Source organism: Amycolatopsis sp. NBC_00348, from assembly GCF_036114655.1.
In the GTDB taxonomy this organism is placed as follows: domain Bacteria; phylum Actinomycetota; class Actinomycetes; order Mycobacteriales; family Pseudonocardiaceae; genus Amycolatopsis.
In genome coordinates, this window is the sequence record NZ_CP107994.1 from 3,510,982 (window position 1) to 3,530,542 (window position 19,561).

Genomic DNA, 19,561 nt, shown 5'->3' on the forward strand with positions numbered 1-19,561 from the left:
CGTGGAGATCTCACCGTGGCGAACGGAACGGGGCCGGCTCGCGAGGCACAACCAGCTGGTGCTGCTGGCCCGCGGCGAGGGCGACTTGGCCGACTTCGCCCGCGACGTCCTGGCGGGCCACGCGAAGCCGGAGGACCTGCTGTACCGCTCGTACCTGTCCGAGGAAACGCTGGAGGCGGCCCACGCGGGCATCGACGAGTGGCACGCGCTGCCCGAGGCCGAGAAGCAAGCGGCCCTCGACGGCGCGGAAGCCGGGGTCCGGGAGGAGATCGCGGCGTTGGCGGCGCTCGATCTTGCGGAGCCGGAGGTCGCCTCGGAGGACGATGACTATGACGGCGGCGGGTTCCGGAAATCCGCCTGGTGAGCGGGCCTACGCCAGCCGACCGATGTCTGCTCGGTCGATCGAGCGCAGGGCATCGGCGGGCGTACGGTCCGTCGCTTCGGCGAGGGCCGTGACCGCAGCTGCCGCCAGCGCGGTCAGGTTCAACGCCGCTACCACCGCGTTCTCCCGGACGGCGGCGTCGATGATGTTGTGGACATCCGCGTCCTCGTCGGCGAGGTAGGCCGCTACGCCTTCGACCGCGGCGCGGCGCATGGCTTCCCGGTTCCTTCGTTCGCTGCTCGGCACTCCGCCAGCTTCCTCCTCGGCGCCTTCACCCGCCGCTGACCGGTCGTCCGGCGTCCTCACCGGTCGGCGGACCAGTCGCCCAGGGCGGCGATGGCGGCGTCGATGAGGGTGGCGTCGGTCGGGGCGTGCTCGATGGTGCTGCGGTAGTACAGCGGGCCGATCGTCAGGGCTGCGGCGTTGCGGCTCGCCAGTGCCAGGGTTAGCTCGCCGCGCGTCTGGGCGTCGTCCAGGGCGGTTGCCAGGCGGTCGGTGAGGATGGTGGCGAACTGTGCGCGGCGGGCGTCCATGTTCTCGTCCCACAGGGCCGTATTGGCCAAGGTCGTGGACACGGCGCGGACGTCGTCCAGCTCGAGCTGGCGGGCGATCGCGGTCAGCTCCCGGCGCAGCCACTCCCGGGTGGGCGTGGTGGGCTGGTCGAGGAACGGCATCGGGACGGTGGCCATGGCCTCGAGGAGGAGCGGTTCGGCCTGCGGCCAGTGGCGGTAGACCGTGGCGCGGCCCACCCCCGCACGGTCGGCGACCTGCACATGCGTCACCGCGGTCGGGCCGCTTTCCAGCAGCAGCTCGCGGGCGGCGTTCAAGATCGCTTCCCGGCTTCGCACGGATCGGGGGTCTGTCTCACTGGTCACGAGCCGATCCTATGAGACAACTTGACTCGAAGCACGACGAGTGTGCATGATGACGGTATGAGACATCCTGTATCACAGATGACCGTGGCGGTACTCGGAGCGACCGGGGCCACCGGACGCCACGTGGTGTCCACGGCGCTCCGGCGCGGATACCGCGTGGTCGCGCCGGTCCGCCGAGCGGGGACATTCGCGCCGCACGAAGGACTCGACGAAGTGAGCTGGCCCGAGGTCACCGACGTCCCGGCCCTCACCCGCGCCCTGCCGGGCACCAGCGTGGTGATCAGCGCACTGGGCGGCGCCGGCACCGGGCCGACGACGGTGTGCACCGACGGCGTCCGCTCCGCGGTCACCGCGATGAAGGCGGCGGGGGTGGACCGCCTGATCGCCCTCAGCGCGCACGGCGTACTGGAGACGCACGACAAGTCGCTGTACTCCTTGGCCGTGTGGGCGAACGTCGCCGAGCGCATGCGCGACAAGGAGACGATGGAGCCGCTCATCACCGCCTCAGGCCTGGACTGGACGATCGTGCGGCCGCCGAAGCTGGCGGACCACGACGAGATCGGGAAGTACCGGGCCGGCACCGACCTGCGCATCCGGCTGTGGAGTTCCATCGGCCGCGCCGATCTCGCCGCGTTCCTGCTCGACGAGGCCGAAACCCCGCGGTACGCCCACGCCTACCCGCGGATCAGCCGGTGAGCGCCGCCGTCCCCGACCTGACCGGGAAGGTCGCCGTCGTCACCGGCGCGACCGGCGGCATGGGCCAGGTCATCGCCGCCGACCTCGTCCGCGCGGGTGCGCACGTGCTCACCGTCGCCCGCGATCCCGCTCGTGCCCACGCTTTGCGCGCACTCCTCGGTGCCCAGGCGAACCGGCTCGACGTCATCCCCGGCGACCTGTCCCGGCGCGCCGACGTCGTCACCGCGGCGAAGACCATCCTGGACCGGCACGACCGGATCCACCTCCTCGTCAACAACGCCGGCGCACACTTCCCCGAACACCTCGTCTCGGCCGACGGCGTCGAGATGCACATCGCCCTCGACTACCTCGCCGCCTACGGCCTCACCACCCTGCTGGACGCGGCTCTGCGCCGCGGCCGAGCACGCGTGGTGAACGTCGCCAGCGACACCCTCAACGACACCCGGCAGGTCAAGCTCGCCGGCAAGCCGCGGCCGGCGACCCTCGACCTGACCGGCGTCGACGACCTCGCGGAACTCAACCCCGAGGCCGGTTTCGCGCCGTTCGAGGCCTACGCACGCGCCAAGCTGATGACCGTCACCGCCGGCTACGCCCTCGCCCGCGACCTCGCCGCCGACGGGGTGACCGTCAACGCCCTGCACCCGGGCATCGTCGCCACCGACATCATCGACGACCTCGTGCCCCCGTTGCTACGCCCCATGCGTGCCCTCATCCGCCGCAGCCTGCTCACCCCCGCCGAAGGAGCGCGAAGCGCCACACGCATCGCGACCGACCCCGCCATGGCCGGTGTCACCGGCCGCTACTTCAATCGTGACAAGAAAACGAGCACTCCCCCGGTGTCCCACGACCCCGCGACCCAGCGAAAACTGCTTGCACTGAGCCAGAACCACTTCGCCGGCTGACGACGCGCTCAGATCACCGTGGTGCCGCCGTCGACGACCAGCTCCATGCCGTTGACGTAGCTCGAGTCGTCCGAGGCGAGGAACAACGCGACCGACGCGATCTCCTCGGGGCGGCCCATCTCCCGCCGCGGGATCACGGACTCGAACTGCGCCTTCGTCTCCTCGTCCATCACCTCGGCCAGGATCGGCGTGGCGACCTGGCCGGGGGTCAGCACGTTCACCCGGATCTTCCGGTCCCGCAGCTCGGCCACCCACACCCGGGCGTAGGCGGGCAGCACGGCCTTGCTCGCCGCGTACACACTCCACTCGGGATAGCCCCGCAGCGACGCGTTCGACCCGGTCATGACGATCGAGCCGCCGTCGTTGAGCAGCGGAAGCGCTTTCTGGATCGTGAACAGCGTGCCGCGCGCGTTCAGCGAGAAGGCGGCGTCGAACTGCTCCGGGGTGATCTCGCCGAGCTTGCCCTGCTCGCCCGTCCCGGCGCTCGCCCACACCACGTCGACCGAACCCTTCTCCCGCTTGACCGTCTCGAACAACCGGTCCAGGTCGTCGAGATCGGCCGAATCGCCCTGCACGCCGGTGACGTTCCGGCCGATCAGCTTGACGGCGTCGTCCAGCGCGTCCTTCCGCCGGCCCGAAATGAAGACGTGCGCCCCTTCGTCGACGAACAGCTTCGCACCGGCCAGCGCCATTCCGCTCGTCCCGCCGGTGATCACCGCGACCTTGCCATCGAGCTTTCCCACGACTGCTCCATCCACTCGCTGTGCCGATGTTATGTACACCGATCTGAGTACCTAACGTAGCGGGCAGCCGGGTGGGACGCAAGCTATGCACACCGAGCGGTACCCAAGTGCGCTAAGCTGAGGAGGTGACAGAGGTGGAGAAGGGACCGCGAGGCCTGCGGCGCGGCCGGGGCGCCCGCGAGCGCATCCTCAGCGCGTCACAGCAGCTGTTCCGCGACCAAGGCATCAACGGCACCGGCATGGACCAGCTCTGCGCGGTGGCCGAGGTGTCCAAACGCACGCTGTACCAGCACTTCGCCGGCAAGGACGAGCTGATCGCCGAAGGCCTGCGCCGATTCGACCCCGAGATCCTGCCCGAAGTGTTCGACCGCACCGACCTCACACCTCGCGAACGGCTCCTCGCCGTGTTCGACGTGCACTCGCCCCTGTGCCCCTTCATCGCAGCGGCCGTCGAGATCCCCGACCCGGGCCACCCGGCACGCGTGCACGCCCGTGACTACAAACTCGGCTTCGCCGCCCGGCTCACCGAGGCCGCCCGCGAGGCCGGCGCCCCCGACCCGGGGCAGCTCGGCGAGCAACTGGCGCTGCTCCTGGACGGCGCCTCGGCCCGCAGCCGGGTCCTCGACGCCGAAGCGTTCACCACCGCCGCCGCCGTCGCGGCCGTCCTCGTCGACAACGCCATCCCCGCGGCAGCGGCCGAGTAGCACGGCCAACGCCGCTCGCCAAAAGCGTGTAGATCCGGGCCGTTGTCCCCCGGGAGAGCTACTCGGGCTGCCCACTCCGGGGTGACGTTCGCGCGGTCCCGCCCTCGCTACCTTCAGCGCCGTCAAAACCATTGAACGGCGGAGGGCGAGCACCATGAGGAAGACACGCGGGTCACGGTTCGCGGCGGCTTTGGCGGTGACCACGCTGACCGTTCTCGGCGTGGCGGCGTGCGACAGCGCGGACGACGAAGACAGCCCGGCCCAGCCCGCGGCGCTCGCGTGGGGAGCGTGCCCGGCGGCGGCGCCGGGCACGACCCGGGATCCCCGGCTCACCTGCGCGAAAGTGAAGGTACCGCTGGACTACAGCCGGCCGGACCGCGCGTCGATCGAGGTCGTCATCTCCCGGCTGGGGGCCGCCGATCCCGCCAAGCGCCACGGCGTCCTGCTGCTGAACCCGGGTGGTCCGGCGCTGCCGGGGCTCGACACACCCGGCGCGATGGCCCCGACGCTGCCGAAACCCGTCCTGGACGGCTACGACCTGATCGGCTTCGACCCGCGCGGAGTCGGGACCAGCACCCCGCAGAGCTGCGGCCTCGAGAACCCCAGCGTCGCCGCCCTCTTCCCCTACCCCGCCGCCGACGGCTCGATCGACGCGAACGTCCAGGCCGCCCGGGCCACGGCCGCCAAGTGCGCCGCCACGGCCGGGGAGAACCTGCGTTACTTCACCACCGCCAACACCGCCCGCGACCTCGACCGCGTCCGGGAGGCCTTGGGTGAAGCCAAGATCTCGTACTGGGGCCAGTCCTACGGCACCTACCTCGGCACCGTCTACAGTGCACTGTTCCCGGACCGGACCGACCGCGTGATCCTCGAAGGCAACGTCGATCCCGCCCACGTGTGGGCCGGCGAAGCGGCGAGCTGGAGCAAGGGCATGGCCGAGCGGTTCCCGGACGCGGCCGCCGTCGCCGCCGCGCAGAACGGCGCCCTCGGGCTCGGCGCCACCCCCGCCGAGGTCACCCGGACCTACCTCGCGCTCGCCGACCGGCTCGACCACCAGCCGGCGTCGGTCCCCGGCACACCACAGTCGTTGAGCGGGGCGATGCTGCGCGGCGTCACCTACGCGCTGCTGATCCACAACAACACCCTGCCGGTGCTCGCCCAGGTCTGGAAGGCCGCCGGCGACCTGGCCGACGGGCGGGTCACCGACGCCGACGGTGCGGTGCTCAAGCAGGTGTTCGCCGACGGCCCGGCCGCCCCGGGTGTCCCCGCGGACAACCAGGCGACCATGTTCCTGGCCCTCACCTGCGGCGACGCCGAGTGGTCCCACGACGTCGGCGCCTACGCCCGGGCCACCGCCGCCGACCGCACGGCCTGGCCGCTGACCGCGGGCATGCCGGCGAACATCTGGCCGTGCGCGTTCTGGCCGCAACCGGTCGAGAAGCCGGTCACCGTGACCGGCCAGGGCCCGCGCAACACCCTGATCCTGCAGAACCGCCGTGACCACGCCACACCGTGGGACTCCGGCCTCGGGCTGCGCCACGCGCTGGGCAACCGCGCCGCCTTCGTCGGCGTCGGCAACGGCGGGCACTACGTCTACCACGAAGGCTCGGCCTGCGCGGACACCGCCACCACGGCCTTCCTGGACACCGGCCGGCTGCCGGAGAAGGACCTCGACTGCACCGACGTCACGACGCAGTGATCGGCCCGGCGCGGGCGGCCTCTCGACGGAGGCCGCCCGCGCCCTTGACTCTCAACCCGCTCGAGATCCCATAGTGGCGGTATGAAAGAGCTTTACGCCATCGGAGACGTCGCCCGCCGCGCTCACCGAGCGCGGCTTCCGGCAGTACGACGTGCACGCCATCGCCCGCCTCGAACTCGTCCGCACCCTGCCCGACCTGGCTCGCACCCACCTGCGGCTGGTCGAGGACCAGCTGCGGCAGTTCCGGGCCCGCCGAGCCGTGCTGCGGACCGTCGTGCGGCAGCAGACCACGACGGAACAGGTCAGCCTGCTGCACAAGCTCGTGTCGATGTCCGAGTCGACCGGGCTGAAACTGCTGACCAGGTACCACTCCCTGGTGGCGACGATCAACGGCACGCCCCAGCCGGACCCGGACCCGCGCAAAGCGGCGGCGCTGCGCGAGTGGCCGGCCGCCGCTCTGCGGTGATCAGCGGAATCCGGACCGAAGTGCCGTCACCACAGCTGATTCACACGCTCGCGGGCAGCCGAGGTCCGGTGCACCTCCGCTTTCCCAGGCGCCGCAACGGGAACGGCCCGGTATCGCTAGGCTCCCGGCCATGCCGACACCGGACCGTCTCCGGAACCGCTGGGCGCGCGTGCCGCCGGAGATCCGGGACCGGGCGCTCGCCGCGAGCGTCACGGTCGCCGCGTTCGTCCCGGCACTGGCGATGCTCGGGGCTCAGTTCGGCGATCTGCCGCGCCACGACGGCGGTTTCGCGGCGGTCGTGCTGGTGCTCGGGCAGACGCTCCCGCTGGCCGGCCGCAGCCGGTGGCCGGCGGCGACCCTCGCGGTCATCGCGACCTCGTTCGCCGCGCACGAAGTGCTCGCCTACTCCCCCACGATCGCCAGCCTCGCGCTGTACTTCGCGCTCTACTCGGCGGGAGCGCGCGAAGAGCGGTTCCGCTGGGTGCTGCCGGCGGCGGTGACGGCGGGGTACGTCGTCTTCGCGGTCCTGGTCACCTGGCGCGGGTCCCCGTCGGGTGTGCCGATCTACCTCGTCTACTACGGGGTGCTGGCGCTGTTCTGGCTGCTGGGCACGGTGGTGCGGCAACGGCGGTGGCAGGAGGTGCAACGGCGGCGGCTCACCGCCCGGGCCGCGGCGGCCGAGGAACGCGCCCGGCTCGCCCGCGAACTGCACGACGTCGTCACCCACCACGTGACGGCCATGGTGGTGCAGGCCGACGCCGCGCGGTACCTGCCACCCGAACGCTTTCCCGCGGTACTGGCCACCATCACCGGCTCGGGCCGCGACGCCCTCACCGAACTCCGGTTCCTGCTCGGTGTTCTCGAAGCGACCGGCGCGCGCACGCCGGGCCTGGACGCGCTGCGCGGCCTCGCCGAGCAGCCGGGGCGGGTGGTCGAGCTGGTGGAATCGGGCGAACGCCGGGCGTGGCCGGCGGACACCGAGCTGACGGCGTACCGGATCGTGCAGGAAGCGCTGACCAACGCGGCCAAGTACGCCGCCGGCCGGCCCGCCACGGTGCGCGTCGGTCACGGCGTGGACCACCTCGAGATCGAGGTGACCACCCGCGGCCCGGCGACCGACGCCGGCGTGCTCGGCTCCGGCGGCCGCGGGCTCGCCGGGCTGCGCGAACGCGTCGACGCGCTCGGCGGCCGCTTCACCGCCGGACCGTCGGGCGACGGGTTCCGTGTCAGCGCCGCGTTCCCCACGGCCGAAGCGCTGCAACGACGGGGGAACGCGGACCCAGTGGACCGCGGGGTCGGTGTTTTGGTGGCACGGAGGACAAAACCGCACCCGGATGACGTCGCGGAAGCAGGTCCGCCGGACTAGGCTCGGATCCGGAGTCTCAGCGAAACTCTTCGACAGTCACGGTAACCGCGGACCCGAGGGAGCTATCGACGTGGTCGAGACGCACGACATCGTTCGCCCGCCCGCCGAACTGAGCGCGGCCCTCGCGGCCATCGGCAGCGCGACGGCCAGCGGCGAGCTCAGCCGCATGGGCATCCGCAGCGCGTTCATCAGCGGCCCGGTCTCGGTGACCCCCGGCGTGCGCGTGGCCGGACCGGCGCTGACGCTGCAGTTCCTGCCGAAACGGGAAGACCTCTACCCCGTCGAGGAGTACGAAGAACCGGAGAAGCAGCTGCACCGGCACGTCATGTACCACGCCCAGCCCGGCGACATGATCGTCGTCGACGCGCGCGGCGACATGACCAGCGGTGTGTTCGGCGAGATGATGCTGACCTACTTCAAGGGCCGCGGCGGCGCCGGCGTCGTGGTCGACGGCTGCCTGCGCGACACCGGCGAGGCCAAGCAGCTCGGCCTCGGGCTGTGGATCCGGGGGGCCACACCGAACTTCCACACCCAGACCGGCATCGTCCCGGCCGCCGTCAACGTGCCGATTGCGTGCGGCGGCACGCTCGTCGAGCCGGGCGACATCGTCGTCGCCGACGACGACGGGGCGGTCGTGGTGCCGGTCAAGCTCGCTCCCGCCCTGGTGGCGCACGCCCAGGAACACGCGGAATGGGAGGAGTTCTCCCGGATCCGGCTGGCCGAGGGCGGCGACATGCGGCTGTACTACCCGCTGTCGGACGAGGCCCGGCCCGAGTACGAGCGGTGGCGCGCCCGGCGGGGCCCGGCCTGACAGCGCTTTCAGCTCCACAACCGGTCGTGGCTCGCCTCCCCGTCCCAGTGCGTCGTCTCGGCGAAGAACACCGGATCGCGGGGGTCGAGGTGGCGGCGCAGCAACTCCTCGTCGACGTCGCCGAACCCGAGTCCCGGCGTGTCCGGCACCGTGATGTGGCCGTTCCGGATCAGCGGGCGGGGCAGGCCGGTGACGAGGTCGCTCCAGAACCCCACCTCGGCCGCGTGGTGTTCGAGGGCGAGGAAGTTCTCGGTGGCGGCGGCCAGGTGCACGCACGCCATCGTCGCGATCGGCGACGCCGCCAGGTGCAGCGCCATCGCGATCCCGCGTTCCTGCGCGTAGTCGCCGATCCGCTTGGTCTCCGCGATGCCGCCCGCCGTCGCCGGGTCGGGGTGCGCGACGCGGATGGCACCGGCGTCCAACAGCGGCCGGAAGCCTTCGAGCAGGTAGATGTCCTCCCCCGTGCACGTCGGGACGTCGACGGCGGTGGTGAGCTGCCGCCACTGATCGGTCAGCTGCCACGGGATCAGGTCCTCGATCCACGCCAGCGTGAACGGCTCCAGCGCGCGGGCGATCCGGATGGCGGAGTCGAGGGCGATGTGACCGAAGTGGTCGGCGGCGAGCGCGATGTCGTAGCCGACGACGGAGCGGACGATGTCCACATAGGACACCAGGTGGTCGACGCCCTTCGCGGTGACCTGGATGCCGGTGAACGGGTGCATCGTCGTGGCGTCCTCGCGCGCACCCGGCGGCGCGATCAGCGCGCCCGGCACGTCCCACAGCAGGTCGATGCCCACGTCCATCTTCAGCATCGTGAACCCGCGCTGCTTGCGGTCCAGCAGCCGGACACCCATCGCGCGCGGGTCCGGCAGCGACGGCGTGTCCGCGTAACAGCGGATCTCATCCCGGAACCGGCCCCCGATCAGCGCGTACGCGGGCACGCCGTACGCCTTGCCCGCCAGGTCCATCAACGCCATCTCGACGCCGGAGACCCCGCCGCCTTGGCGGCCGTGGAACCCGAACTGCTTGATCTTGCGGAAGATCTTGTCGACGTCGCAGGGGTTCTCCCCGACGAGCCGGCTCTTGAGCATCAGCGCGTAGGTGGCGCTGGCACCGTCACGCACCTCCCCGTAACCGGACAGGCCCTGGTCGGTGTCGATCCGGATGATCGACGAGCGGAACGGCACCCCGGCCACGTTGGCCACGCGCAGGTCGGTGATGCGCAGCTTGCTCGGCCGGGACGCCGTCGCGACGTGCTCCTCCGTGATCCCGCTCATCCCTTCACCGCTCCCGCGGTGAGGCCCTCGGTCAGGAACCGCTGCCCGAACCCGTACATGAGCACGACCGGGATGCTGACCAGCAGCGACGCGGCGGCGAGCTGCCCCTGCGGGACGACGTCGCCGAAGATCATCGACTGCATGCCGACCGGCAGTGTCTTGTAGTCGTCCTTGGTGATGAACACGAAGGCGAACAGGAACTCGTTCCACGCGTTGGTGAGCGTGAACAGCGCGACCGCGAGCAGGCCCGGTTTCGCCAGCGGCAGCACGATCCGGCGGAACGCCCCGAACCGCGTGCAGCCGTCGACCAGCGCGGCCTCCTCGAGCTCGGCCGGGATCGATTTGAAGTAGCCGACGAGCAGCCACGTCGCGAACGGCAGGGTGAACGTGGGGTAGGCGAGCACGAGCGACCACAGCGAGTCGTTGAGCCCGATCCCGCTCATCAGCTGGTAGAGCGGGATGAACAGCAGCGCGCCCGGCATCACGTAGGTGAGCAGGATCGTCACCGTGAAGCTCTCCGAACCCCGGAACTTCAGCCGGGCCAGCGCGTAGCCGGCCAGCGCCGCGCAGACCAGGGCGATCACGGTGGACGCCACCGACACCAGGATCGTGTTGAGGTACCAGGTGCCGAACGCCCGGCCCGAGAACAGGTTCGTGAACTGCTCGGTGCTCCACGGCGTCGGCCAGAGGTCGTCGCCGCGCGCGACGATCTGGTCGTCGGACTTGAAGGCCGTGACCGTCATCCAGTAGATCGGGGCGAGCACGAAACCCAGCAGGCCGGCGAGCGCGACCCCCGAGCCGCCGCCGGCGACCAGGCGGGCGGCCGGCCGGTTGCCGCGCGCGGCGAGCGTCGAAACGACCCGGCCGACGGCCGCCGCGAGCACCACGAACACGCCCAGCACGAGCGCGGCCTTCCAGACGATCTGCGGCGACGCCCAGACCAGCACGAGCACCGAGCCCGCGACGATCACCCACGGCAGCGCCCGGCGCTGGACGGGACTCAGCCGCCGGCGCCCCATATCGGCCGCGCCCGGCTGGTCGCTGCGGCGCATCATCCGCACGAGGATCACCACGAGGACGGCGATGATCGGCAGCATGACCAGCGTGACCGCGGCGCCCGCGCCCAGCTGCAGCTGCTGGATGGCCTTCGAGTAGGCCACCATCACGTACGGGGCGGTGGCGTCGCCCGGTCCACCTTGGGTCATCAGCCAGATCAGGTCGAAGTTGTTGAACGTCCAGATCGACGACAGCAGCACTGTCACGATCATGACCGGGCGCAGCCCCGGCAGCGTGATGTGCACGAAGCGCTGCCACGACGAGGCGCCGTCCACCATCGCCGCCTCGTGCAGGCCGCTGTCGATGGCCTTGAGGCCGGCGAGGAACGTCACCGTGAAGAACGGGACGCCCTTCCAGACGTTGACCAGGATGACCGCCGGCAGCGCGAGCGCGGGATCGGACAGCCACTCCGCCGGCCACTTGTCGACGAGCCCGATCGCGGCGAGGGCGGGCCCGATCCCGGAGTCGGTGAGCAGGACGTTGACGCTGCCGAAGATCGGGTCGAGCAGCGAGCGCCAGGTGAAGGCCGTGACGACCGTCGGGATCACCCACGGCAGCAGGATCACCCCGGCGATGATCGCCCGGCCGCGGCGCATGTGGTGCAGCATCAACGCCGCGATGAGGCCGAAGACCACCTTGAAGATCTCGGCGTAGGCGGTGAAGACGAACGAGTTGAGCACGCCCTTGTGGAACACGGCGTCGTCGATGAGGGCGGTGTAGTTGTCCAGCCCGACGAAGACCGTGTCCGCACCGTGGCGCTCGGTGGCGCTGGTGACGACCGAGCTGATGATCGGGACCAGGATCAGGCCGGCGACCAGCACCAGCGTCGGCCCGATGAACACCGCCGCGAGGCGCCAGTCGCGCCCGAGCCGCCGCTGGGTCGGGGTGAGCGAGGACGACGCGCCCGGCGCCGGACGGGCCGGCGCCGGGGGTGTCCTCTTCGGACGCAGGACGGTCACTGCCGGTAGCCCTGTTGCTCGAAGATCTGGACGATCCGGGTGTGGGTCGAGGCCACGGCGTCGGCCGGCCGGGTGCCCTGGATGACCGACTGCATCATGTCGGTCAGCAGGTAGGCGGCGGTGGCGGCCTGCTCGCCGGGGCTCGGCGCCTGCGGGAAGGCGTAGCCGGTCTTGGTCTTGATCGGGAGCGCCGCGCGGGTCTGCTCGCGCAGCGCGGCGAAGGCCGGGTCACCGGTGGTGTAGTACGGGTCGGAGTCCCACACCTTGTCCCACGAGGGATTCACCAGGCACGGCGCTTCTTTCGCGACACCGAGCAGGGCGCTCCCGCCGACCATGAACTTCGCGACCAGCTTGGCGAGGTCGGGGTTCTTCGCCCCCTTGAACACGACGAACGAGTTGGACTCGCCGTACGCGAGCGGCCGGTCGAGCGCCGGTCCGGTGGCGCCGTTGAACGGGTGGGTGTTGGCGTAGACCGGGTTCTTCTTGGTCTTCGAATCGGCGTAGACGCTGAACTGGTTGAGCGTGAGCCCCAGGATCTGGGCCAGCCAGTTCTCGTTGTTGCTCGAGTCGGTCCAGCTGCCGATCCCGGGCGGCAGCATCGGCGCGTACTTCGGGTTCGTGTAGATGTCGCCGATGAACGTGACGGCTTCGACGGTTTCCGGCGAGTTGAACGTCACCTTCGTGCCGGTGTTGTCCGCGATCGCCCCGCCGTAGGTGTTGATGACGTTCGCGATGAAGCCGTTGGCGTCGCCGGAGCGGTTCACCGTGAGCCCCCAGCCGAAGCGCCGCTTCGCCGGGTCGGAGACGGCCAGCGCGTTGTCGCGCAGCTCTTCCCACGAGTAGTACGGCTTGAGCGGGAGACCCTTTTCCTGGTACCAGTCCTTGCGCAGGTACATCCCGGTCGCGATGAAGTGGTACGGGATCGCGAACCAGCGCCCGTCGAACACGCAGTAGTTGGCCGCCTCCGTCGCGGGCTCCCCGTAAAGCGCTTTCATCTCGGTGACCACGTCGGTGACGTCGGTGAGGGCGCCGAGGTTGTGGAGCTGGCCGACGAACCGCCGGTCGCTCATGAAGGCCAGGTCGCGGTTGGTGCCCGCCTTCACCTCGGCGTCCATCTTCGCGACCATGTCACCGGCGTCGCCGGAGACCAGGTCGTTGCGGACCGTGGTGCCGGTGGCCTGCGCGAACACCTGCAGCGACTTGTCCAATGCCTTGTTCGCGGCCTCGGAGTACAGCTTCTGCGAAAGCATCCCCGCCGACCCGCCGCGCAGCGCGGCGGCCTGGTCGAGCAGCGCCTTGGGCACCTGGACGTCGACTTGCGGCGCGGGTGCGGGGCCGCTCCCGCACCCGGCGAGACCGAGCACGCCCAGCGCGCTCACTCCCGCGCTCATCCCGAGGAACGTGCGTCTCGACAGGTCCGTTTTCTCTTCCATGACAACTCCTCTCGCGTCCGATCGAGCGGACGCGTACCGACGGGGCGACGGTGCAACCGGCGGGACAGCGAGGCGAGCGCCCCGCTGCGGGTCGTTCATGCGGCGAAGGACGCCGAACTGTTGGGTGCGGTGTGGAGAACGCCGAAGCGGGCGTCGCGGTGGAAGAAGTTCTCGCCCAGTAACAATGTGCGGTCCGGATGTCCGGCCGCCGGTGCGGGGAAGGGCGCGTCGACGTGGTCGCGGGCGAGCGGACGACGGCGCTCGACGTCACGGGCCGGCGGCCGGCGGCCCGCACGCGCGACGCCCGGTCCGGGGCCGGTCGGTCCCGGCCGGATCGGCGGGATCGCGGGTGCTGCCATGCCTCGTCCGTCCTCGTCGTCGGTTCCGGATCCCGGTCGTGCGGTGTGGCTAGCGCCGCCGGGTGGCCCGCTTGGTTCGCTGTGTCTGGGCGATGAGCGTGGAGTTGTTGCTCAGGTGCTTGCGCATCGCCGCGCGGGCCCGTTCCGGGTCGCGCGCCACGAGCGCCTCGTAGATGTCCGTGTGGTCGGTGGTGGCGCAGCGCAGCGCGGCCGGCCCCTCGTTGGTGATGCGCCGGCTGGCCGTGCCGAGCCAGCGGGCGGAGTACATGATCCGGTCGAGGATGCGGTTGTCGGCCGCCCGGCAGATCTCCATGTGGAACTCGTGGTCGACCTCGAGGTAGGCCTCGGGATCCGCTTCCAGCACCGACATGCGGTCGATCTCGGCCCGGAGCCGGGCCAGCGTCTCGTCCGTGACGGTGGCCGCGGCCATCGCGGCGAGTTCCGGTTCGAGCAGCACGCGCAGCTGGTGCAGCTCCTGCAGCAGCTCGCCGACGATCTCCGCGGGCAGCCACTCGATCAGCAGCGGGCTCAGGTAGTCCCACTCCGCGCGGGGACGCACGACGACGCGGCGGCCCTGCGCGACATCGACGATGTCGAGTGAGGCGAGGATCTTGAGCGTCTCCCGCGCCACCACACGGGACACCCCGAACTCCTGGGAGATGTCGAGCTCCGACGGGGCCCGGCCCTCCTCGAACTCGCCGCTGACGATGCGCCGGGTCAGGTGGGCCGCCACCTGCACCGGCAGAGTCCGGACCTTGACAGCGTCCTGTGACTCTTGTCTCCTTTGCATGTCATCAGCTTATAGGACAAGTTGGACCTCGCGACAGTCCATTCGTACGCACTACCCGGCGGCGGGAGAACAATGCGGATCGTGAACGTCACGACGGCGGTGGTGGCCTACCACGGTCAGGCCACGCTGGTGCGGATCGACACCGACGAGGGCATCAGCGGGTTCGGCGAGGCCAATCCCGACGCCGGTGCGGGCGCCGTCGTCGGGATGATCGGCTTCCTGGCGCCCCTCCTGATCGGCGAGGACCCGCGCAACGTCGAGCGGTGCTGGGAGAAACTGCGCCGTAACAAGGTTTTCGCGGGCGTCCAGGGCGGAGTGTCGGTGATCGCGCTGTCCGGGATCGAGCTCGCGTTGTGGGACATCGCGGGCAAGGCCGCGGGCCAGCCGGTCTACCGGTTGCTCGGCGGGAAGTTCCGCGACCGCATCCGTCTCTACGCCGACTGCGGCGACGGCGACGACCCGGCGGGCTCGATCGCCGGGTGCGTCGACCGGGCCCAGCGGATGGTCGCCGAAGGCTTCACCGCCATCAAGTTCGACATCGACAACTTGCGCCACCCGGCCAAGTTCGACGATTTCAACCACACGATCAACGCCGCCGAGCTGCGCTCGATGGTCGAGCGCGTGGCCGCCGTCCGGGAGGCGATCGGACCGGACGTCGATCTGGCCATCGACCTCCACGCGCGCTACGACGTGCCGAGCGCGTGCCGGATTTCGTGGGAGCTCGAGCCGTTCCACCTGATGTGGCTCGAAGAACCGCTGCCGGCGGAGAACATCGACGCGCTGGTGCGGGTGCGGGAGCAGACCCGCACGCCGATCTGCGCGGGCGAGAACCTCTACCTGCGGTGGGGATTCCGCGAATTGCTCGAACGCGGCGCCGTCGACGTCATCGAACCGGACGTGCCGAAGTGCGGTGGTCTCGCCGAGGCCAAGAAGATCGCCAACCTCGCGGAGCTGCACTACATCCCGTTCGCACCGCACCTGGTGTCGACGCCGCTGGGCACGATGGCCACGTCGCACATGTGCGGCGCGATCCCCAACTTCCTGGTCCAGGAATGGCACGCTCTGGAGGAGCGCGCGGTGTGGGACAGCTACGTCCACGCCCCCGACGGGAGCGGCTCGATCGTCAAGGACGGCTACATCACGCTTCCCGACACGCCCGGCATCGGCGTGAAGCTCGACATGGACGGCGTCCGGGCCCACGCCGTCGCGGGCTACGGGGTGTTCGAGTAGCCGGTCACGCGAGCCGGCCCGGGCACCGTCCGCGCGGTCAGTACACAGTGGAGGGTCAGCCCCGGGCGTTCCGGCTCCGGTAGGCCGCGACGCTGGCGCGGTGGGCGCAGGTCCGGGTGCAGTACTGCTTCGAGCCGTTGCGCGAGAGGTCCACGAAGGTGCCCCGGCAGTTCGGCCCGGCGCACACGCCGAGACGGGCCGGGCCGAGCGTGGCGATCACGGCGGCCAGCGCGCTGAGCGTGGTCGCGGCCAGGTGCGCCGAGCAGCGGCCGGAGTCGGCGGTGACCTCGGTCCACCAGCGGTCGTGCTCGTGGCGCAGCGCCGGGGTGGCGCGGCTGCGACGCAGGCCGTCGTTGATCAGGGCCGCGGTTCCGGCCGCGTCGGTGGTGGCTCGTTCGAGCACGGCGCGCACCGTCTCGCGCACCTCGCGGACCTCCGCCAGGTCGGTGCCGGTGAGCCGCCGTGGACCGGTCCCCTGCTCCCCGGCCAGACCGGCTGGGGAATGGGCGTCGAGGAAGTCCCGGAGCTGCGCCACGGTCTCGAGCGCGTCCTCCCCCTTGATCGGCTTCCAGGTGTTGGCGAGATCGACGGCCGTCCGGACCGCCGCGTCGGTGTAACACGCATCGAGCATTTGACGTGTCTCCTCACCGTTCCGTAACGTGACACCCAAAGCGACTGTCACGTGTCACACCATACCGAGAGGAGACGACGATCCGAGCGGACGGGGCCCTCAGCGGCGAAACGGACCACTCCCCGGACGGGCGCCGGCTGGGGCTGGTCCTGGGGTTGCTGGTGCTGCCCCAGTACGTCGCACTGGGCGCGCCGTCGGTGGCACTGCCGGCCATCGGCCGCGGGCTCGCGGTGCCGTTCGGCGCCACGGCCTGGATCCTCGCCGCGTGGTCGCTGACATCCGCGCTCGCGATGCCGGTCGCGGGCCGGCTGATGGGCCGGTGGAGCCCCTTCCGCGTCCTCGTCGCCGGGGTCGTGACCCTCGCCGCGGGCTCGGCGCTCGCGGGAGCCGGCCCGACGCTGCCGGTCGTCATCGCCGGCCGGCTGCTCGGGGGCGCCGGGGCGGGCGCGACCGTGATCGCCGTCTTCGCCGCGGTCACCGCCCTTCCCGGGCGGGAACGGATCCGGGCGCTGGGGATCATCGCCGCCGCCGGCGCGACGGCGTCGGCGTGCGGGACCCTGCTGGGCGGGGCGGTCACCGCCTGGCTGGGGTGGCGTGCCGTGCTCGCGATCCCCGTCGTCGCGCTGCCGCTCCTGCCGGCCGCGTGGGCGAGCAGGCGCTCGTTCGCGCCTACCGGCGGCGAGCCGGCCGGTCGGTTCGACGTCGCCGGCGCGGCCGTCCTGTCGGTGCTCGCCGGCGCGGTGATCACGCTGCTGCAGGCGCACTCGGTCGGCCTGCCCGCTCCGGTGACGCTCGTCGTGGCCGGAGCCGGAGTGCTCGCCGCCGTCGGGCTGTGGTGGCGCGTGCGGCGCACGCCCGACGGGTTCGTGCCCCGCCGGGTGATCACGGCCCGCGGCTTCCTCCCCGCCGGGGTCATCGGCGGGACGGTCTTCGCCGGCTACTACGGGGTGCTGTTCCTCGCCCCGTCCCTGATCGAGCAGGCCACGGGCGGCGGCGCCCTGGAAGCCGGCGCGCTCCTGGTTCCGGCCGCCGCCTGCTCGGTACTGGCCGGACGGCTGGTCGGCACCCTGACCGGCCGGTTCCCCGGCTGGCGGATCTCGGCCGGGCTGGCGGCCCTCACCGTCGTCGGCGTGCTCGTGGTCGCCGTCTTCACCGGGCCGGTTCCGGTCGTCGCCGGCACGGCGCTGACCGTGTGCGGGTTCGCCGGCGCGCAGGCCGTGCTGGTGGGCCTCGCACCGGAACTGGTCGACGCGCGCGACCGCGATACCGCACAGGGTCTGCTCACCTTCATGATCTTCCTGGGCGGCGGGATCGGGCCGGCCGCGGTCGCGGGCCTGTCCGGCGTCGTGCCGGTGCCGGTGGCCCTCGCCGCGCTCGCGGCCCTGCCGCTGGCCGGACTCGTCCTCAGCCTGACCCGGCGCCCCGGCGCCTGACCCGCATCCGATCCGAGAAAGGGGCCCCGCTGTGGCCGCCGAACCGTTCGAAGTCAGCGTCACCGAAGCCGAGATCGCGGATCTGCGTGACCGGTTGCGCCGGACGCGGTGGCCCGATCCCGAGCCGGTGGACGACTGGTCGCAGGGGTTGCCGCTGGCCTACGCGCAGGAGCTGTGCCGCAGCTGGGCCGAGGACTACGACTTCGGGTTCGCCGAGCGGCTGAACGTCTTCCCGCAGTACCGCGACATCGTCGACGGGCTGGGCGTCCACTTCCTGCACGTCCGCTCGCCGGAGCCGGGCGCGTTCCCGCTGGTGCTCACGCACGGGTGGCCGGGTTCGGTGCTCGAGTTCCTGGACGTCCTGGGACCGCTGACCGACCCGCGCGCGCACGGCGGGGACCCGGCGGACGCGTTCCACGTCGTCGCGCCGTCGCTGCCCGGGTACGGCTGGAGCGACAAGCCGTCGACGACCGGCTGGGGCGTCAAGCGCATCGCGCGCGCCTGGGACACGTTGATGGTGTCGCTGGGCTACGAGCGGTACGGCGCGCAGGGCGGTGACTGGGGTTCGGCGGTGTCCGGCGCGCTGGGCGAGGTGGCGCCCGAGCGGGTCGCCGGCGTGCACGTGAACCTCGGGTCCGTCGCGCTGGGGACGTTCGACGATCCGACGCCCGCGGAGCGCGTGCACCTCGCGGCTGCGAAGGAGTTCCAGCGCACCGGCCGGGGGTATTCGGGACAGCAGGCGACCCGGCCGCAGACGCTCGGCTACGGCCTCACCGACTCCCCCGCGGGCCAGGCCGCCTGGATCGCCGAGAAGTTCCGGGCCTGGACGGACAACAACGGCCACGCCGAGGACGCGGTGTCGCGGCAGCAGCTCCTCGACGAGATCTCGGTCTACTGGTTCACCGCGTCGGCCACGTCGTCGGCGCGCCTGTACTGGGAAAGCTTCGCCGACTTCCGGGACACGGTCACCGCGCCGTCCGGGGTGTCGGTCTACCCGCGCGACATCACGGTCCCGTCGCGCCGGGAAGCCGAGCGGCGGTTCACCGACCTGCGCTGGTTCGAGGAGTTGCCGCGAGGTGGCCACTTCGCCGCACTGGAGCAGCCGGAGTCGCTGGTCGAGCAGGTGCGCGGGTTCTTCCGCCTCTTCCGCTGACGCCACGGGGAGCGCGCGCGGTTCCGTGCAACCGTGCGGCCGGGCCCTTCCGTCTGGGGAGCGTGCCCATGCGAAGACTGCCCGCCGTGGCCGGCATCCTGCTCCTCCTCGCCGCCGCCACGGCGTGCGGCCGCGCCGAACCGGGGTCCGGAGACCTTCCGGCGCTGTGCTCCCCCGGCTACGAACCCCGGGAACTCGTCGACCGCCCCCTCCAGGTGGCGCTTCCCAGCCTCTCCGGCCGCACCCCGGCCGAAGCCCGCACCACCGACGCGGCGGCGATCAAGAAGATCGCCGCCGCCGCGTGCTCCCTGCCGGCCCCGCCTGCGGACATCGCCTGCACCCTCGAACTCGGACCGAGCTACGAACTCCGCTTCCTCGACACCCAGAACCGGACCACGACTCTCACCTCCGCAAGTTTCGGTTGCCAGTTCGTCGAAGGGCCGGGCTTCCACCGGTACGACGCGAAGCCCCTCTGGGACGCCCTGGCCGCCGCCGGTCTCCCCGCGCCGCAGCCTCGCTAGCGCCCGTCGGGAGCTCACCACCTGTAACGGCCTCGCCACCGCTTGCGACCTACGAAGACCAACGCAGCGAGGAGT

Annotated in this window: 21 protein-coding genes; 12 read left to right on the forward strand and 9 right to left on the reverse strand. The window is 71.4% G+C overall.

Annotated elements, in window-relative coordinates:
• Position 1: 1 nt before the first annotated feature.
• Entirely contained in the window at positions 2-364 is a 363-nt protein-coding gene (locus OHS58_RS14840; protein WP_328648624.1) for a hypothetical protein, read from the forward strand.
• A 6-nt stretch (positions 365-370) separates the two neighbouring features.
• Here OHS58_RS14840 and OHS58_RS14845 read toward each other — a convergent pair whose 3' ends face one another.
• Both OHS58_RS14845 and OHS58_RS14850 read right to left on the reverse strand, forming a co-directional pair.
• The gene (locus OHS58_RS14845) at positions 371-595 is read right to left on the reverse strand and encodes a hypothetical protein (RefSeq protein WP_328648625.1); all 225 of its coding nucleotides are present in this window, start codon (positions 593-595) and stop codon (positions 371-373) included.
• 89 nt (positions 596-684) lie between these two features.
• Positions 685-1,257, reverse strand: coding sequence for a TetR/AcrR family transcriptional regulator (locus tag OHS58_RS14850; RefSeq protein ID WP_328648626.1), 573 nt, complete (start codon positions 1,255-1,257; stop codon positions 685-687).
• A 78-nt stretch (positions 1,258-1,335) separates the two neighbouring features.
• On the opposite strand from OHS58_RS14850, the gene OHS58_RS14855 reads away from it, so the two are divergent.
• Positions 1,336-1,953 carry an NAD(P)-dependent oxidoreductase gene (locus OHS58_RS14855; protein WP_328648627.1) on the forward strand — a complete coding sequence of 206 codons (618 nt, stop codon included), beginning with the start codon at positions 1,336-1,338 and terminating at the stop codon, positions 1,951-1,953.
• Complete coding sequence (locus tag OHS58_RS14860) at positions 1,950-2,855, forward strand: SDR family NAD(P)-dependent oxidoreductase (RefSeq protein ID WP_328648628.1); 906 nt, start codon at positions 1,950-1,952, stop codon at positions 2,853-2,855. The genes OHS58_RS14855 and OHS58_RS14860 overlap by 4 nt, the downstream gene beginning before the upstream one ends.
• Before the next feature lie 8 nt (positions 2,856-2,863).
• Here OHS58_RS14860 and OHS58_RS14865 read toward each other — a convergent pair whose 3' ends face one another.
• The gene (locus OHS58_RS14865) at positions 2,864-3,598 is read right to left on the reverse strand and encodes an SDR family NAD(P)-dependent oxidoreductase (RefSeq protein WP_326953576.1); all 735 of its coding nucleotides are present in this window, start codon (positions 3,596-3,598) and stop codon (positions 2,864-2,866) included.
• Positions 3,599-3,723: 125 nt separating this feature from the next.
• On the opposite strand from OHS58_RS14865, the gene OHS58_RS14870 reads away from it, so the two are divergent.
• The 5 genes from OHS58_RS14870 (at position 3,724) to OHS58_RS14890 (ending at position 8,644) form a co-directional block, all read left to right on the forward strand.
• Complete coding sequence (locus OHS58_RS14870; protein ID WP_328648629.1) at positions 3,724-4,302, forward strand: TetR/AcrR family transcriptional regulator; 579 nt, start codon at positions 3,724-3,726, stop codon at positions 4,300-4,302.
• A gap of 154 nt (positions 4,303-4,456) precedes the next feature.
• The gene (locus tag OHS58_RS14875) at positions 4,457-6,001 is read left to right on the forward strand and encodes an alpha/beta fold hydrolase (RefSeq protein WP_328648630.1); all 1,545 of its coding nucleotides are present in this window, start codon (positions 4,457-4,459) and stop codon (positions 5,999-6,001) included.
• A 151-nt stretch (positions 6,002-6,152) separates the two neighbouring features.
• On the forward strand, positions 6,153-6,467 hold the full coding sequence (locus tag OHS58_RS14880) for a hypothetical protein (protein ID WP_328648631.1): 315 nt from the start codon (positions 6,153-6,155) through the stop codon (positions 6,465-6,467).
• 130 nt (positions 6,468-6,597) lie between these two features.
• Positions 6,598-7,833: a sensor histidine kinase gene (locus tag OHS58_RS14885; protein WP_328648632.1), complete on the forward strand. Its 1,236-nt coding sequence runs from the start codon at positions 6,598-6,600 to the stop codon at positions 7,831-7,833.
• A gap of 70 nt (positions 7,834-7,903) precedes the next feature.
• The gene (locus tag OHS58_RS14890; protein ID WP_328648633.1) at positions 7,904-8,644 is read left to right on the forward strand and encodes a ribonuclease activity regulator RraA; all 741 of its coding nucleotides are present in this window, start codon (positions 7,904-7,906) and stop codon (positions 8,642-8,644) included.
• Between the two features lie 8 nt (positions 8,645-8,652).
• On the opposite strand, the gene OHS58_RS14895 is transcribed toward OHS58_RS14890, so the two are convergent.
• From OHS58_RS14895 to OHS58_RS14915, 5 genes are all read right to left on the reverse strand, one after another.
• On the reverse strand, positions 8,653-9,921 hold the full coding sequence (locus tag OHS58_RS14895; RefSeq protein WP_328648634.1) for a mandelate racemase/muconate lactonizing enzyme family protein: 1,269 nt from the start codon (positions 9,919-9,921) through the stop codon (positions 8,653-8,655).
• On the reverse strand, positions 9,918-11,936 hold the full coding sequence (locus OHS58_RS14900; RefSeq protein WP_328648635.1) for an ABC transporter permease: 2,019 nt from the start codon (positions 11,934-11,936) through the stop codon (positions 9,918-9,920). Before OHS58_RS14900 ends, OHS58_RS14895 begins: the two co-directional genes overlap by 4 nt.
• Positions 11,933-13,369: an extracellular solute-binding protein gene (locus OHS58_RS14905; protein WP_326949273.1), complete on the reverse strand. Its 1,437-nt coding sequence runs from the start codon at positions 13,367-13,369 to the stop codon at positions 11,933-11,935. The genes OHS58_RS14900 and OHS58_RS14905 overlap by 4 nt, the downstream gene beginning before the upstream one ends.
• 95 nt (positions 13,370-13,464) lie before the next feature.
• Entirely contained in the window at positions 13,465-13,728 is a 264-nt protein-coding gene (locus OHS58_RS14910) for a hypothetical protein (RefSeq protein WP_328648636.1), read from the reverse strand.
• A 49-nt stretch (positions 13,729-13,777) separates the two neighbouring features.
• Positions 13,778-14,518: a FadR/GntR family transcriptional regulator gene (locus OHS58_RS14915; protein WP_328648637.1), complete on the reverse strand. Its 741-nt coding sequence runs from the start codon at positions 14,516-14,518 to the stop codon at positions 13,778-13,780.
• 72 nt (positions 14,519-14,590) lie between these two features.
• Here OHS58_RS14915 and OHS58_RS14920 point away from each other — a divergent pair, with 72 nt between their 5' ends.
• Positions 14,591-15,748 (forward strand): mandelate racemase/muconate lactonizing enzyme family protein, encoded by a 1,158-nt coding sequence (locus OHS58_RS14920; protein ID WP_328648638.1) that lies wholly within the window; start codon positions 14,591-14,593, stop codon positions 15,746-15,748.
• Positions 15,749-15,803: 55 nt separating this feature from the next.
• Here OHS58_RS14920 and OHS58_RS14925 read toward each other — a convergent pair whose 3' ends face one another.
• The gene (locus OHS58_RS14925) at positions 15,804-16,379 is read right to left on the reverse strand and encodes a CGNR zinc finger domain-containing protein (RefSeq protein WP_328648639.1); all 576 of its coding nucleotides are present in this window, start codon (positions 16,377-16,379) and stop codon (positions 15,804-15,806) included.
• A 161-nt stretch (positions 16,380-16,540) separates the two neighbouring features.
• Between OHS58_RS14925 and OHS58_RS14930 the strand changes: the two genes are divergently transcribed.
• From OHS58_RS14930 to OHS58_RS14940, 3 genes are all read left to right on the forward strand, one after another.
• Positions 16,541-17,812: an MFS transporter gene (locus tag OHS58_RS14930; protein ID WP_328649812.1), complete on the forward strand. Its 1,272-nt coding sequence runs from the start codon at positions 16,541-16,543 to the stop codon at positions 17,810-17,812.
• 31 nt (positions 17,813-17,843) lie between these two features.
• Positions 17,844-18,965 carry an epoxide hydrolase family protein gene (locus OHS58_RS14935; protein ID WP_328648640.1) on the forward strand — a complete coding sequence of 374 codons (1,122 nt, stop codon included), beginning with the start codon at positions 17,844-17,846 and terminating at the stop codon, positions 18,963-18,965.
• Between the two features lie 68 nt (positions 18,966-19,033).
• Positions 19,034-19,486 (forward strand): hypothetical protein, encoded by a 453-nt coding sequence (locus tag OHS58_RS14940; protein WP_328648641.1) that lies wholly within the window; start codon positions 19,034-19,036, stop codon positions 19,484-19,486.
• Positions 19,487-19,561: the final 75 nt, after the last annotated feature.